Origin of the sequence: Wolbachia endosymbiont of Nilaparvata lugens (genome assembly GCF_007115045.1) — a bacterium.
Classification (GTDB): domain Bacteria; phylum Pseudomonadota; class Alphaproteobacteria; order Rickettsiales; family Anaplasmataceae; genus Wolbachia.
In genome coordinates this window covers 111187-125820 of record NZ_MUIY01000002.1, presented here as the reverse complement: position 1 = coordinate 125820, position 14634 = coordinate 111187, and the positions used below count along the sequence as shown (strand labels likewise).

The 14634-nt window shown below is 34.2% G+C and carries 11 protein-coding genes and 1 tRNA gene; 10 read left to right on the top strand and 2 right to left on the bottom strand.

Annotation, left to right across the window (positions count from 1 at the left end; translation table 11 throughout):
* Window positions 1-135: 135 nt before the first annotated feature.
* From BWZ41_RS06255 to BWZ41_RS06235, 5 genes are all read left to right on the top strand, one after another.
* The gene (locus BWZ41_RS06255) at window positions 136-339 is read left to right on the top strand and encodes a hypothetical protein (RefSeq protein WP_143689807.1); all 204 of its coding nucleotides are present in this window, start codon (window positions 136-138) and stop codon (window positions 337-339) included.
* A gap of 93 nt (window positions 340-432) precedes the next feature.
* Window positions 433-1734, top strand: coding sequence for a hypothetical protein (locus BWZ41_RS08135; protein WP_241653950.1), 1302 nt, complete (start codon window positions 433-435; stop codon window positions 1732-1734).
* Window positions 1735-2234: 500 nt separating this feature from the next.
* Window positions 2235-3410, top strand: a complete 1176-nt coding sequence (locus BWZ41_RS06245; protein ID WP_143689806.1) for a phage portal protein — start codon at window positions 2235-2237, stop codon at window positions 3408-3410.
* A gap of 52 nt (window positions 3411-3462) precedes the next feature.
* Window positions 3463-4350 carry an ankyrin repeat domain-containing protein gene (locus BWZ41_RS06240; RefSeq protein WP_143689805.1) on the top strand — a complete coding sequence of 296 codons (888 nt, stop codon included), beginning with the start codon at window positions 3463-3465 and terminating at the stop codon, window positions 4348-4350.
* 127 nt (window positions 4351-4477) lie between these two features.
* Entirely contained in the window at window positions 4478-4927 is a 450-nt protein-coding gene (locus BWZ41_RS06235; protein WP_143689804.1) for an ankyrin repeat domain-containing protein, read from the top strand.
* A gap of 69 nt (window positions 4928-4996) precedes the next feature.
* On the opposite strand, the gene BWZ41_RS06230 is transcribed toward BWZ41_RS06235, so the two are convergent.
* Together BWZ41_RS06230 and murJ are read right to left on the bottom strand one after the other, a co-directional pair.
* Window positions 4997-7477 carry an AsmA family protein gene (locus BWZ41_RS06230; RefSeq protein ID WP_143689803.1) on the bottom strand — a complete coding sequence of 827 codons (2481 nt, stop codon included), beginning with the start codon at window positions 7475-7477 and terminating at the stop codon, window positions 4997-4999.
* Between the two features lie 375 nt (window positions 7478-7852).
* On the bottom strand, window positions 7853-9349 hold the full coding sequence (murJ, locus tag BWZ41_RS06220; RefSeq protein ID WP_143689801.1) for a murein biosynthesis integral membrane protein MurJ: 1497 nt from the start codon (window positions 9347-9349) through the stop codon (window positions 7853-7855).
* Window positions 9350-9479: 130 nt separating this feature from the next.
* Between murJ and BWZ41_RS06215 the strand changes: the two genes are divergently transcribed.
* From BWZ41_RS06215 to BWZ41_RS06195, 5 genes are all read left to right on the top strand, one after another.
* Window positions 9480-9555, top strand: a tRNA-His gene (locus BWZ41_RS06215).
* A gap of 144 nt (window positions 9556-9699) precedes the next feature.
* Window positions 9700-10230: a hypothetical protein gene (locus tag BWZ41_RS06210; protein ID WP_143689800.1), complete on the top strand. Its 531-nt coding sequence runs from the start codon at window positions 9700-9702 to the stop codon at window positions 10228-10230.
* Window positions 10231-10319: 89 nt separating this feature from the next.
* A complete protein-coding gene (mnmG, locus tag BWZ41_RS06205; RefSeq protein WP_143689799.1) occupies window positions 10320-12368 on the top strand; it encodes a tRNA uridine-5-carboxymethylaminomethyl(34) synthesis enzyme MnmG in 2049 nt (682 codons plus the stop codon).
* Window position 12369: 1 nt separating this feature from the next.
* A complete protein-coding gene (locus BWZ41_RS06200; protein ID WP_143689798.1) occupies window positions 12370-14166 on the top strand; it encodes an aminopeptidase P family protein in 1797 nt (598 codons plus the stop codon).
* A 94-nt stretch (window positions 14167-14260) separates the two neighbouring features.
* Window positions 14261-14626: a hypothetical protein gene (locus BWZ41_RS06195; RefSeq protein WP_143689797.1), complete on the top strand. Its 366-nt coding sequence runs from the start codon at window positions 14261-14263 to the stop codon at window positions 14624-14626.
* The last annotated feature ends 8 nt before the right edge of the window (window positions 14627-14634 follow it).

Sequence of the window (14634 nt, the reverse complement as noted above, 5' to 3'; positions counted from 1 at the left end):
GAAAAGGGAAGCATTTGCCACTGTCCGGTGATAATGAAAGACTTGACATATATTACTGAATTCAGCAATATATTAATAAACAATTAATATCTGTATTAAATTAAAATATTTTAGTTAGTTTTATATGAGAATTTTATGTTAGGTACAACACAAGAAAATCAAAATGAATTGAGTCAGTTTAATCAAGAACAATGGGATCAATTCGTAAAAGACTTGATTAAAAAGGAAAAGAAGGAAGATTTAGAAGTAGTAAAAGAACAATCTAAGAAAAATAAAAAGGAAAATATAGAAACTCTGGAAAAACATTTCCATGATAGAACAATTCAGCCTATAAGCTAGTTCAAGAAAGTAGGAGAGAAAGAAGCAGGCTGCAGCTCAGGATTTCAAGCAGAGCATGAGTATAGTAACAATGAAGGTGATAAAGCACATTTCATGATTAAGTCTGTTCTAAATCATACGCTTACAAAAGAGGAAGAACAGTCTAAGTTAGCACAATTCAAAGAATCTTTTTACAAAGGATCAAGAAAAGCTACAAAATTGCAAAATCCTTATTTGTCAGATTCTATAATAAACAATCGTATTGATCCATTATGGCAGCAGGTAGAAAGCAATATATGTTATGATGACCTTAATATTGCTGATTTTATCAGGGAATATGTTGCTGGTGATTTATATAAGCTGTTTTTATATGACAGAGCTCCAATTGTTGAATTGGTAACAAATAACGATTTGCCAAAGGAAAGATTTGCTAATGGTAATGATCAATTTAAAGAGCGCATTGAGCAAGAGAAAAATCAAGGGCAACTTCATTTGAGATCAAAGTTTTTGGACAAATTTACAACATTAATGGATCTTAAAGAAAAAGGCAAAAACTACCAAGATGCAAAAGGTTTTGAGAAAATACTGGCTGCTCAAATATTGCTTGGAGAAGCTGATATTGCACAACCAGAAAATTTTGGTGTAATAGAAAAGGAATATGAAAATGCAGGAGGTAAAAAAGTAAAAGAAAAGCTCTGGGCAAAAATTGATCATGGTAGGTCATTTTATTTGAGCTTTAGTGGCACCAAAAGTTGTTTACAAAACTTTTATATCTTTCTGATCATATTGAGAAGCTATGGCATAAAAATAGATCTAGAAAAGCTATCAAAAGAGTTGGAAGATTTCATTGACTACTATGATAAGAACAAAGAAAAGTTCGAAGCTTTAATAGATAGGAAGGCAAGCACTTTAAATCATGTATTGAATCCTAACATGCAATTTAACCTTAGGTATACTAATGGATCCATATTGAATGTTAGGAATTTTAAGTGCATAAACGGGGAATTTAAAGCCCAGAAGATGTTTTCTCTTTCAATTCTTGATAACGATTCTCCAAGTACTAGTTTTAGTGATTACTTTAAGCAAAACTTAGAAACCCAGGTTAAAATGGCAAGAAATCTTACTGGTCCATTGAAAGATCTTGCTGGAACATTGAAAAATTTCGATAGAATTGAAAAGATTTATAGTTACGTAATCAAACCTTCATTCTGTCTATTTGTTCCAACGTTAATAGCAGCTATATTTACAAGTGGAACCTTAGGCACAGCTTTTACTGTAGCTGCAATGATTACAGGAATGTGTATGCTTGTTGGAATAGTGACAAACATTTGTCTTAATGTTTATGCAATGAGTAGCTGCAATAGCAAAATTAACAACCCAAAAGTTGAGGGATTTCAAGGAGAGCTTCAGCTTTGATAACAGCTTTTCTGGTTTCTTTACGATGGTGTAGTTGAAGTAGTCCATGTTTGTCATCCGAGTAGCTGACACTGGGATCCATTCTTCTTTTTTTTTGTCACGTGCTGGCTTTGTGTTCGAGGAAAAATTAGTTTAAAATACTGTTTTTGAAATAAGTAGCTTTGCGTGTGATTCTATTTTCCTGGATTCCAGTGTCAAGCACTGGAATGACAAACATGGAGCTATTTGAATGGCACTATCGTAACCTGGAGCCCTTCTCTTGTTATCCCAGTGCTTGACACTGGGATCCAGCTTTTCATACAATCTAGTCACAGATGTTCATTCTAGTATAAAACAGCTATGCTCACCAGTTAAGTGCGCTATCTACAATTAAATTCTTGGATCCCAGTGTCAAGCACTGGGATGACATCATCATAAAGGAACCAGTTTCAGCTATTCTAACAGCTCATATTAATTCAACTATAATTTCAAATTTTTAACAAAATTTTCAGGAGGCACATATGAATTTTAACATTTTTCAAAGAAAGAAAAGCAGTGAATACTCTGCTTTGCAACTAATGATGGAACCAAGTTGGAGTAGGCGCGATTATGCAAGTTTTGCTGAGGAAGTCTACATAAAAAATGTCATTGCCTTTCGAGCAATTAATATGATCACAAGTGCTGCATCTTCGGTACCTTTTATTCTCTGCCAGCTTACTGACCAGGGAAAGTCACAACTAAAAACACATCCTTTACTAAAATTACTTTATTCTCCTAATCCAATGACATCAAAATCGGAATTTATTGAGGGGATTGTGACTTATCGATTAGTTAATGGCAATTCTTATGTATTGATGATTGAGGCGCAGAACAAACCAACAGAGCTTTATCTTCTGCGCCCCGATAGAGTTGAAATTATTCCAGGAAGAAATAACGTTCCTTATGTCTATCGTTATACCGTAAATAACAACAGTTATGACTTTAAAGTTGATAAATTGACTGGGCGTTCAACAGTACTGCATCTTAAAACCTTTAACCCTTTGAATGATTGGTATGGACTTTCACCAATTGAGGCAGCTGCATATAGTATAGATCAGCATAATCAGGCTGGTGCTTGGAATCAGGCAATGCTGCAAAATGGAGCAAGACCAAGTGGTGCAATAGTTGTGAAATCAGAAAAGGATGGAAGCGTTGGAAACTTAAGTCAAGAGCAGTACCAACGCTTAAAAGCGCAGATAAATGATCATTATTCAGGTCATGTCAACGCTGGGAGACCTATATTGCTTGAAGGAGGCTTAGAGTGGAAGGAGATGAGCTTATCACCAAGGGATATGGATTTTATTGAATCCAAGCATAGCTCAGCTCGCGATATTGCGCTAGCTTTTGGTGTTCCACCGCAGTTGCTTGGCATACCAGGTGATAACACTTACAGTAATTTAGTTGAAGCACGTCTTTCCCTTTGGGAACAGACAGTCTTACCAACGCTAGAAAATATTATTTGTTACCTGAATTCTTGGCTAGTGCCAAAATTTGGTAAAGATTTATGTTTGTCATACGACAAAGATGCAATAGAAATTCTAATGGAAAAAAGGCAAAAGATGTGGAAATACGTAGAAAACGCAAGCTTCATGACGCTCAATGAAAAAAGAGAAGCTTTTGGCTTGCAACCGTTACCCGGTGGTGATAAATTGGGTTGATATTATTCTTTTTACATATTAAATTAATTATAATGAAATTGCGGGGAAAATTATGAATGAAAGAGAACAAGTGGAATTAAATAAGCTATTAATAAATTCTTCTCAAGGAGTGAATATACAGCAAATTACGGAGTTGATAGAAGCTGGAGCAGATGTTAATGCAGTAACATCTGCGGAAGAGGAGACTCCTTTACATGTTGCAGTTAGGTGTGATAATGGGAAATTAGTAGAATTGCTGCTTAAGAAAGGGGCAATTGTTAATGCAATAGATAATTTGGGTATGACTCCTTTACATTTTGCACTTAAGTATGATAATGAGAAGTTAGTAGAATTGCTGCTTGAGAAAGGGGCAAATATTAGTTCAGTAGATATGCGCGGGCAAACTTCTTTACATATTGCAGTTCATTACGGTCGTGAGGAATTAGTAAAATTGCTGCTTAAGAAAGGGGCAAATGTTAATGCAGTAGACAATAAAGGAATGACTCCTTTATCTATTGTAGCTAGTGATACGTATTGCGATAAGCCGACGCTAATAAGAACTATAATTGCATATGCTGTGTTACATAGTGGTATCACAACGAAACCAGAGTGTATTGTTAACAATAGTGAATTGTCCGAATTTTGGGATTCTTATAAGAAGAGGATGGAGGACGTTAAACTTAGTAACAGCACTATATCATTATATCAGTTTCTGCGAGAGACTGATGAGAATAAATTAGCAGGTTATTTGTCTGATAGAGAATATGATGAAATAAGATGTTCTGACGCATTGGAATATATATCAGAATTTCCTGAACACGCTGATACAATAGTAAGCCAATTTGATAAGGCATCGGACAGAAGGGATTTATTAGATAAAAGTAAAGCAGCTATTCCAAGTCAGAATTTGGATAATCCAAGTGCTGAACAACTTCAAGCAGCTGCTCAAGCTCATAATTAGAGTAATGTACACAGGCCTATGCTCATTATAAAAGGAGAAAGTTTTACCATTACCCTGGTGATAAGTTGAATTGATATTTATATAGTGTAGATATTTATACTAAGCTGTAATAAACTGGAGGTATTTTATGTATCAAGAACAAGGAAATTCAGTAAGTAATTCTCTATTTACTCTTCCTCATATAGAATTGTCATCGAGACGCAAAGCAAATATTAATGCAGCAGATCGTAATGGTGAAACTCCTTTACATTACGCTGCTAAAAGAAATCGCTTAGAGCAAGTGAAATTATTGCTTAAAAAAGGAGCAGTTATTGATGTAAGAAATCGTTTCGGTTATACTCCTTTATACCATGCTGTTCATTCAGGCCACACAAGTATGGTAAAATTATTGCTTGAAAAAGGAGCAAATATTAATATATCAAGTAATTCTTGTGTTACTGTTTTACATTTATCTGTTCTCAAAGACTATAGGGAGATAACACGTTTATTGCTTGGAGAGACAGAGAGTCCAAGTACAAGCTGCAGCGATGCAAGCATTGAGCAGGTACAAACAATCAATCAGTTTTATCATTGGTGAGATTAGAACATCTTTTACTAAGGTCTAACTTAAAGACAGATGGTCCCTTAAATCCTACATCTAAATGAGTTAACTATTTTGCTTGCTAACTAAGGTGTTGTAAATTTGGTCTACATCAAAACTCATCTTAGGGCACCAAATAGGGCCATCTAAGTGTGCCTCGATATAAAGAGGACTATTATGATTTGGTAGTATGAAAAAGAGTCTGAATATAGAAGTTAAGGAGAAATTAGATAAGATTAAATTAGAAGAAATAGAACCTGATGCTTGATCGATACTAAACTGTGAACTAGTTGAACATACACCACTGTTAATACTTACTTTTCCATTAATATTTTCAAAAAGCGTACTGCCATTATATATATCAACGTAAGCAAGCTTGGAAATTTCAGGTTTATTCTTACTGCTTAACAACTTAGTGATGAATGAATTAAAATCCACATTTGTAAACTCTATTTTCTGTGCTTGAAAGTTTACATTTCCTGATAAGTTACTAGCCCAATCATCAAAGCTTGTCCCTTGAGTTTTGATTTCACCACTTAAGCTTATCTTGCCATTTATGTTATTAACTCCTATAACTTCCTTGGTGTCCAAATTTGCAATAGAAAATTTTGTGTGAATTGAGCCTGCTTTTAGATAACCCTGAAAAAACATTTGTCCATGTTTTAGTATGTAACTTATCTGTTTGATAGTGATAGTGTTGTTTCTTATCACTGTATCCAAGTTAAAATCTTTTAAGACGTTTTGCCCAATTTTAAATTCTGTAGTTTTGATTTGCACGTTTGCATCAAAATCTCCTTTCTCATCTAAAAAATTAAGCTGCTTTGTTGACCATTGAATTTGATTTATTTCATTTCTTGAGTTTCTTTTTACCTCTAATAGTTTTGGTAATTTAAAGATATTTCCATTAAATTTATTACCTGTAAGGTTTACGTCTAATAAAGGCTTAGTGTATTTTTGATCCACTAATATTTTTACACTACCGGTAATGTCGAAATCTTCTCCGAATAACTTTATTTTATCTGCAACTAGCTTGTTCTCTTGTATTTTTAATGCAAAATCCAAATCTTCAATTTTTGTACCATTGAATATAGAATCTTTAACACTAGTTCTTATATTTACATCATACTTAAGATTTTTCAGCCATTGCACTTTGCTGAATAATGAATAATCATATTTATCTATATTAATGTTATGTATGCTAAATTTGCTATCGATCATATTGTGTTTTTTTGTGTGATTTACCTTAATTGATCCTTGCCAAGATTCTTTGTTATTTAGCAATCTGATATCTGAAAGAGATAATATTCTAGGTGCTAAATATAGTTTAGAACTTGCTGTAAATTGACTTTTCTCTCTTTCTTGCATCTTGATAGAAGGTAAAATATGTGAAATGAACGACTCACCCTTTATCAATATATCACCATTAAATTCAGACAAGTTGCCATTGTTTGAAACTTTTCCTGATAAGCGAGATATATTATTGGTTCCAGGAAACTGAAGAAGAGTATCAACGTTTATTTCGCCATTAGCAAATTTTAGCGTAGCATGAAATTTGTCCAATATCCTGTTTTGATATTGAATATTTGAAGCTTCCATATTAAAATCCAAGCTCAGGTTCTTTGGCACAACCTCTCTAAAAGATTCTAAAAGACCCTTCATATCTGTTGTTTTGTGTGAGCCGTTTTTTAGGTCGACTTTACTAAAACTAATATTGATATTAGTATGATCACTTTTTCTATCATTTTGTATTATACCAGTGCCTTGCATGCTTTTGGACTCAATTTTTAAATCAGTTGCCGTAAACTCGCTTTCATTGAGATTGATATTGGATGATATCTCAATATTTTCGCTGGGAATCACATAAGAAAGGAAGCTAAGATTAATGATTTTTGCTAAATTGCTCACAGAACCGGAACTGTTATTGATTGTCAGTATTAAATTACCCTGTTGATTTCTATTACCTTTAAATAGCAAATTTGCAAAATTTGAATCAACACTAATGTGTACATTATTTTTTGTGATATTAACCTTTCCAGAAAAATCGTAATTGTTGTCACCAATCTGTACTTCACCAAAAAACTGCTTATTTTTTTTTATAGCAACTTCCTTGATGTTAATAGTATCGGCGTTAAAACTTATTTGGCTGTCCTTTATTAATATATCAACTATATTATCATTGGCTTTCGTATTTATAATATTAAGTAAATTTTCTTTGTTGCTTTTCATGCCCAAAAATGAAATTGACTTTGGTTGCAATGAAAATGAAAACAACGATGGCCTTATTTCAATTTTTTTTGCACTAATTAAATCTGATAATTTTTGTTCCTTGTTTTTGTTATATTGTACATATACATTGTGAATAGTAAGTTTTGGAGTAATGAGCGAAACTTCAATTTTTCCTCCAACATGTACTTTAGCATCATACGTCTTCTCTAACTCTTTTACGATATATTCTCTGTAGCCACTCCAATCCTTAAAAGTTGCAGCAACGTGCATGAGAATTAATAGAAACAAGATTGATGATATGGCGTATAAAGAAAGTTTCATAATAGACCTCTCATTCCAGTATCCCTTCTCTTCTTGTCATCCCAGTCTGGGATCCAGGAAATTTGATTAGACATTAAGTTAATTAGCAAAAAAGTAGCTATTCTTATGTTAAAACACAGCATTTTTACATGAGAAGCTGGTCTGATGAGCACTGAGTTCCCAGTGGAAATTGCTCTCAAACCACAACACTCATACAGTTGTGTGTGTGACACTGTGATCCAGTGTGACTTAAATAAGGTTTTCCAGATTATATAATCAACAAAATTTCTGGATCCCAGTGTCAAGCACTGGGATGACAGGAATAGGTGCTGGGATGAAAGGAGTGGATATTGGAATAGTAGCTGAAATGACATATAGCAATACAAAGGGTGTAATTTATACATATTTCAAATTATTCAAATTTCCTCTAAAAATTAGGTAAAGAGTGCTAGAATAAATAATAACACTCAAAGCTATTAAAGTTACTAAATAAACAATACGAGCCAGCCCTCTATCGAAAAACAACCCTGCTGATAAGTAATTAGAGAGATAAAGAACTATTGACATAACCAATGTTGCAGTGAGAATTTTTACAATATTTAGTAATAATGCTTGGCTAATCTTATACATCTTATTTATTGTTAAATAATTAATCAATAAAATAGAATTTATCCAAGTGGAAATGGAAGTAGCAATAGCAATTCCTATATGTTGGTATTTGTTCATTAATAGGAGATTTAGTATTACATTAATTACAAGGCACGTTAATGAGAACATAGTTGGTATTTTTAGCTTTCCCCTAGCAAAGAATGTGGGTAGCAATACTTTATTTATAATAAATGCGGGTAAAGAAAGAGAAAATGCTACTAATGTAGGAACAGTTTGCTGCACTGCATAATAATCAAATCGGCCGTAAGAAAAAAGCGTAAGTAAAATTATGTCAGGAATAATGATAAAAGCAGCAGTTATTGGCATAATTAATATTAACCCTATATTAAGGGCCTTGTTCTGTATTTTAACTATATTCTCAGTATCATTTATTCGTTTTGAAATCAGAGGAAGAAGTACTGTACCAATTGCAGTGCCAATTACTCCTTGCGGTAGTTGATTTAGTCTATCGGCATAATATATATAAGAAACTGCATTTGGTATAAAACTCGCCATGATTGTGTCAATCCATACACTTATTTGTATTACACAATTGTTGATAATTGCAGGTATTACACGCTTGAAAAACAACTTCACTTCGTTACTTAATTCTAAACTAAAAGAAAAGAAAGCCTTTAATTTGTATGCACTAAATATTATTAAAAGTAGCTGCAAAATCCCTCCAATCAAGACGGCTATAGAAAGGTTATGAGCCGGTGTTTCAATGTAAGGTAAAAACAAACTGATGATTAAACAGAGGTTCAAAATGATTGGTGAAATAGCTGTTGAAGCAAAATGCTGTTTTACTTGCAACATTCCACCAATAAGTGATGCGATTGACACGAAGATTATGTAGGGCATCATAATTTTCGACAAAGTTACAGTAAAGGTAAATTTATTTTGGTCAAATCCAGGAGTGAAGATTTTGATCATGTAAGGGAAGAAGGTTTGTGTGATAAGGCAAAAAATTACTAGAATAATAAACGTAATGGATATTACACTACTTGCGAAATTAAATGCCTTTTTATTATCATATGACTCTGCAGAGTATAATGGTATGAATGAGGTAGTAAATGCTCCCTCTGCAAAAAACGCTCTAAATAGATTAGCAAAGCGAAACGAGGAAAAGAATATATCTGCAAGAGAGGTTGCACCAATAATCGCAGCAATCAATACATCCCTTATTAACCCTAAAATTCTTGAAATAGCTGTAAAAAAACTAAATGTGAAAATACTTTTAAACATATCACGGTGTCAATACGATTGAGTATAATGATAAAAGCATGAATGAAAATATTTAAACCCTCTGCAAAAGGAGGTAGCTTAAATAATCAATTGACTATTTGTGCTCGTATGTTAAAAATTTTATACCTTGGCGGGCGTAGCTCAGTTGGTAGAGCGTCAGTTTGTGGTACTGAATGTCGCCAGTTCAATCCTGGTCGCTCGCCCCACTAAAAATTTCCACTTTACATAAATATAAACATTAGATATTTTTGCACGGCCGTTAGCATTCCTTGTTGCTCTAGTATTTAGATGGCGGAGGGGAAGTTTGCGATTTAGAGTAAAAATGCCTATTAATTAGTGAGAGGGATTGTATGTATATTTGTTTGTTAGCTTATAGTATAGTGTCAGCACTAGGAGTATTAGCTTGGTGGTTGAGTTTTAACGCTTCGTCACCTTTAGCCATAGGTGCAATTGCTGGTTCTATGGCTCCAGCATTGATTGCAGCTTTACATGTAGGATGTTTGCTATATAAGTTTTGCAAAAGAGATTCTATTGAGGAAGATCATGGAAAAATAGCAATTTTTTTGGGTATGGCTATACCTATAAGTACTATGATTGGGGCAGTGCTTAATGCAAGTGTGATTGCTGTTCTTCCTAATCCAGTAGTAACAGTGATTATCTTAGTAAGTGCAACAACAGGGCTAATATCAACAATTATTGGGTTTTATGTAGCTACATCTTTAGTGCATTGTGTAGATGAAACAGCAATGAAATCTGCAGTAAGTGCAATTTCGATTGCAGATTCTACATATGTCAAAATATCTCAGGAAGAAGAAGTTAATAAAAGTATCATCTTTCCCAAAGTTGAAAAAGTTTTTTCTGCGAGAGAGACGGCAGTTTGAGCTAAGTTAGTGTGCAATGTTGTAATCTGTAAAGTTTGACATCAATCACTGATAGTTGGAATATTATAGAGTAGAAATTACTCAAGAAGATGCATAAGTACGACGTAGTGGTAGTAGGTGGAGGTCATGCCGGGTGTGAAGCAGCCGCAGCTTCAGCTCGCCTTGGTGCAAACACACTACTTATAACTCACAAAATTTCAACTATAGGAGAGATGTCTTGTAATCCAGCAATTGGAGGAGTTGCAAAGGGTGTTGTGGTGAGGGAAGTTGATGCTCTTGATGGAATAATGGGAAGAGCTATCGACCGAGCAAGTATACACTCGGTCGTTTTAAATAGCAGCAGAGGCGCAGCGGTATGGGGCCCACGTGCACAGGCAGACCGAAAATTATACAAAAAAGCAATACAGGGAATTATTCTAAATTATAACAACTTGACAGTAAAAGAAGAGTCAGTTGACGATTTTCTTATCGAAAGTGATAGTAATGGAGAATCTTATATAAAAGCTGTAATAACAGACTCAGGTGAACGTATACTGACAAGCAGAGTTGTTTTGACTACAGGGACTTTTTTACGTGGTGTGATTCATATAGGAGAGCAAACAACTCCTTCTGGAAGAATGGGAGATAAACCTGCAATAGAGCTTGCAAATACGCTAAAGAAGTATGACTTTAAATTGGGTAGGTTACGTACTGGAACTCCACCGAGACTCAATCGTGGCACTATAAACTGGTCAGGATTACAAGAACAAGTGGGTGACAATTCACCTACACCGTTTTCTTATCTGACAGAGAAAATTAATCAGCCTCAGGTTCCATGTTTCATTACTCATACTAATGAAAATACACACAGAGTAATTCGAGAGAATCTTCACAGATCGGCTTCTTCATATTTAGATGACGTTATTGCACCAAGATACTGCCCATCGATTGAAGTTAAAGTTAAAAAATTTGCAGAGAAGAACAGTCACCAAATATTTCTAGAACCAGAAGGGGTTGATGATAACACTATATATCCAAATGGAATTTCAAATTCATTGCCCATCGAAGTGCAGTATGAAATGATAAAGAGTATAAAAGGGCTTGAAAATGCAGAAATATTAAGACCTGGATATGCAGTTGAATACGATTATATCGATCCACGAGAGCTATTTCATACTCTCGAAACTAAGAAAATTAAAGGACTATATTTTGCTGGTCAAATTAATGGTACCACTGGATATGAAGAAGCAGCAGGACAAGGGATTATTGCCGGAATCAATGCATCACTCTCTTTATCTCAAAAAAGTTTTGTTCTTCATCGTACAGATTCGTATATCGGTGTAATGATAGATGATCTGGTCACTAAGGGGATTGCTGAGCCTTACAGATTATTTACCTCACGTGCAGAGTATAGGCTGGCGATTAGGTCAGATAATGCAGATAGAAGATTGACACAAAAAGGTTATGACATTTCCCTTGTATCGCATGAGAGATACTCTATTTTGCAGAGTAAACTTAAATCCATTAAGCAACTTGAAGAAAAGATGAAGAGTCTGACAATTACCCCTGAACAGCTTAGATCCTATGGTATTAAAATATCTTATGACGGGATAAGAAAAACAGCACTAGATTTGCTCGGTTATCCAAATATTGACTGGAATAAATTACGAGAAATATGGCCAGAGTTAAACATGGATTCCAGTGTCAGCTACTTGCATAACACCAAAGCACCTCTTCCTGTCATCCCAGTGCTTGACACTGGGGTCCAGTACTTGAATAATGATAGAATGGATGCAGTTGACACTGAAAAAAATGTAGATTCCAGCGTTATGTGCTGGAATAACACTATAACTGATAGCATAGCCAAGAATGAAATATATGAAGCAGTTGCAATTGAAGCAAAATACAAGCCTTATTTAGTAAGACAAGAAGCAGATATGAAGTTTCTACAAGAGGAAGTTAATACTCAAATTCCAACTAATTTCAACTACTCACAGATTAAAGGCTTGTCAACTGAAGTGATAGAAAAGTTGCAGTCAATAAAGCCAGCAACAATTGGTATTGCGAAGCAAATACAAGGTATCACTCCAGCAGCGATAGTTAGCATATTAGTGTACCTTAGGAATAAGAAAACGAAAATAGCTGCTAATTCTGCGTAACATGTCAAAAATCGAAGAATTTCGCTCTTTTATGCACGAAATAAATGTTGATACATTTATGTTGAATACTAAAGACGAGTATTTAAATGAATATTCAAAAGAGTTAGCAGAGTTATGTGGCTTCACGGGAACAAATGGGCTACTTATCGTTACAAAGAGTAATAAGTGCCCATTTTTTACAGATGGACGCTATATCACACAAGCTCGCAGTCAGCTCGATCAGGGCAGTTTTCGAGTATATAATATACAAGAAGAGGATCCACACAAATGGGTAAAAGCAAACTTAACATTGACTACCTCACTGGGTTACTATCCGCAATATTTTACTATGAAGGACATAAGAAAATATGAAGGCATTTGTAAACTAGTACCATACTTAATTAAAAAAGATAGTAGTCATAAAGCACAAACAATAGTCTCACATGTATCTGGTGAGAGTGGTAAGGATAAATGTGAAAGAGTAGCTAAAAACATAGAGGCTGAAGCAGTGCTTCTGACTGATCCAAATTCAATTTCGTGGTTATTAAATTTAAGAAATGAAAGTTCTGAATATACTCCTTGTATATTGGGTCGTGCTATATTGTATAAAAATGCCAATGTTGATTTATTTATTCAAGATAAAGAACATTCAACTATAGAAGCAAATTTTGATAACCATATAAATGTTTTTGATATTAGTGAGCTAGAAAATTCACTACATAAGTTAAATTTGGTGGTGATAGATCCAAGCACGACTCCAATGAGCATTATGAATGCAATAGATCCCTTGTATAACCATTATTTAAATGAAAAATCAGCTTCGGTGTCATTCCAGTGCTTGACCAGAAATAAAAAAGCATGGATCCCAGTGTCAAGAACTGGGATGACAATAAGTAATGAAAGAGGTCTAATAGAAAATAAGCAGATAATTGAGAAGGAGGATCCTTGTTTGATTCACAAAGCAGTAAAAAATCAAACTGAAATAACTGGAGCTATAAGTGCGCACATCAAAGATGGAGTAGCAGTTATAAATTTTCTATATTGGCTTGAAAACAATATTGACAGTGAAATTACTGAGCTTGAAGCTGAAGAAAAAGTTTTAGAATACAGAAAAGAGCAGAATTTGTTTAAGCAACCGAGTTTTCCAACAATTTCAGCATTCAACGAGAATGGAGCAATCATTCATTACCGTGCAAGCAATAAGACAAATAAAGTCATTCAAGAAGATGGGCTGTATTTAATTGACTCTGGTGGTCAGTACCTTGATGGCACAACCGATGTTACAAGAACTATAGCAATTGGTAGTCCAACCAATGAGCAACGAGCTCACTACACAATAGTATTAAAAGCTCACATTGCGATAGCAAGTGCGGTCTTTCCTTCTGGCACTACTGGTGGAGAATTGGACATATTAGCGCGTATACATTTATGGAAATTTGGAATGGATTACATGCACGGTACAGGACATGGAGTAGGAAGTTACCTTTCGGTACACGAAGGACCGCAAGCAATATCAAGAGGAAATAAAGTGGAACTCATTCCAGGCATGATACTTTCTAACGAGCCTGGTTATTATATTCCAGGAAAGTATGGAATAAGAATTGAGAATCTGATGTATATTGAAAGGCGAGAAAACGTCTTTTTAAGCTTTAAACAATTGACCTCTGTTCCTTATGATAAAAAGCTAATAGATATACAAATGCTTACTGAAGATGAAGTTAAATGGATAAATAGCTATCACCAATTTGTTTATAAAAATATAGAAAATGGCATAAAAGATAAGGAATGGTTAAAGAGAGTATGTGAATCTTTAAAATAGTTAATTTGTCATTTAATAAAGTATTAATATAGTTGTTCTTGTATTGTTTTTAATTAAAAACAATATATAATATTAGTTTCAAATAGGTGTAATTATGACAGATAAAATGCAAGATGATGAATTTATGAAGCAGTACATGGATACTTGCAAAGAGCAAATAGAAAAATTGGCAAGCGACCCTAATTTGCTTCAACAGACCTTAAAGCCATTCATGCAAATGTCTCAGCAACTTATGGCTGGTGGTATGCTAGAAGGAAATATGCCTAGCATGATACCTGATATGGGTGGTATGGATATCAACAAGATGATCGCTCAGATGAAGGAAATGTATGATTACATAAAGAGTAATCACAAAGAACTCATGAGAAAAGATGCTTCACAAATTCAAGAGCTTGATGATTCTAGCAGAAGACTGAGAGGCATGGTCAAGAAATTGATAGAGAAAGTTGAAGCTAAGTAGTATTTATT

Excerpts from the sequence above, each read along its gene's own strand:
- BWZ41_RS06240 (WP_143689805.1), top strand. The coding sequence starts at position 3,463 with ATGAATGAAAGAGAACAAGTGGAATTAAATAAGCTATTAATAAATTCT.
- BWZ41_RS06210 (WP_143689800.1), top strand. The coding sequence starts at position 9,700 with ATGTATATTTGTTTGTTAGCTTATAGTATAGTGTCAGCACTAGGAGTA.
- BWZ41_RS06200 (WP_143689798.1), top strand. The coding sequence starts at position 12,370 with ATGTCAAAAATCGAAGAATTTCGCTCTTTTATGCACGAAATAAATGTT.
- BWZ41_RS06235 (WP_143689804.1), top strand. The coding sequence starts at position 4,478 with ATGTATCAAGAACAAGGAAATTCAGTAAGTAATTCTCTATTTACTCTT.
- BWZ41_RS06255 (WP_143689807.1), top strand. The coding sequence starts at position 136 with ATGTTAGGTACAACACAAGAAAATCAAAATGAATTGAGTCAGTTTAAT.
- murJ (WP_143689801.1), bottom strand. The coding sequence starts at position 9,349 with ATGTTTAAAAGTATTTTCACATTTAGTTTTTTTACAGCTATTTCAAGA.
- BWZ41_RS06195 (WP_143689797.1), top strand. The coding sequence starts at position 14,261 with ATGACAGATAAAATGCAAGATGATGAATTTATGAAGCAGTACATGGAT.
- BWZ41_RS06230 (WP_143689803.1), bottom strand. The coding sequence starts at position 7,477 with ATGAAACTTTCTTTATACGCCATATCATCAATCTTGTTTCTATTAATT.
- BWZ41_RS08135 (WP_241653950.1), top strand. The coding sequence starts at position 433 with ATGATTAAGTCTGTTCTAAATCATACGCTTACAAAAGAGGAAGAACAG.
- BWZ41_RS06245 (WP_143689806.1), top strand. The coding sequence starts at position 2,235 with ATGAATTTTAACATTTTTCAAAGAAAGAAAAGCAGTGAATACTCTGCT.
- mnmG (WP_143689799.1), top strand. The coding sequence starts at position 10,320 with ATGCATAAGTACGACGTAGTGGTAGTAGGTGGAGGTCATGCCGGGTGT.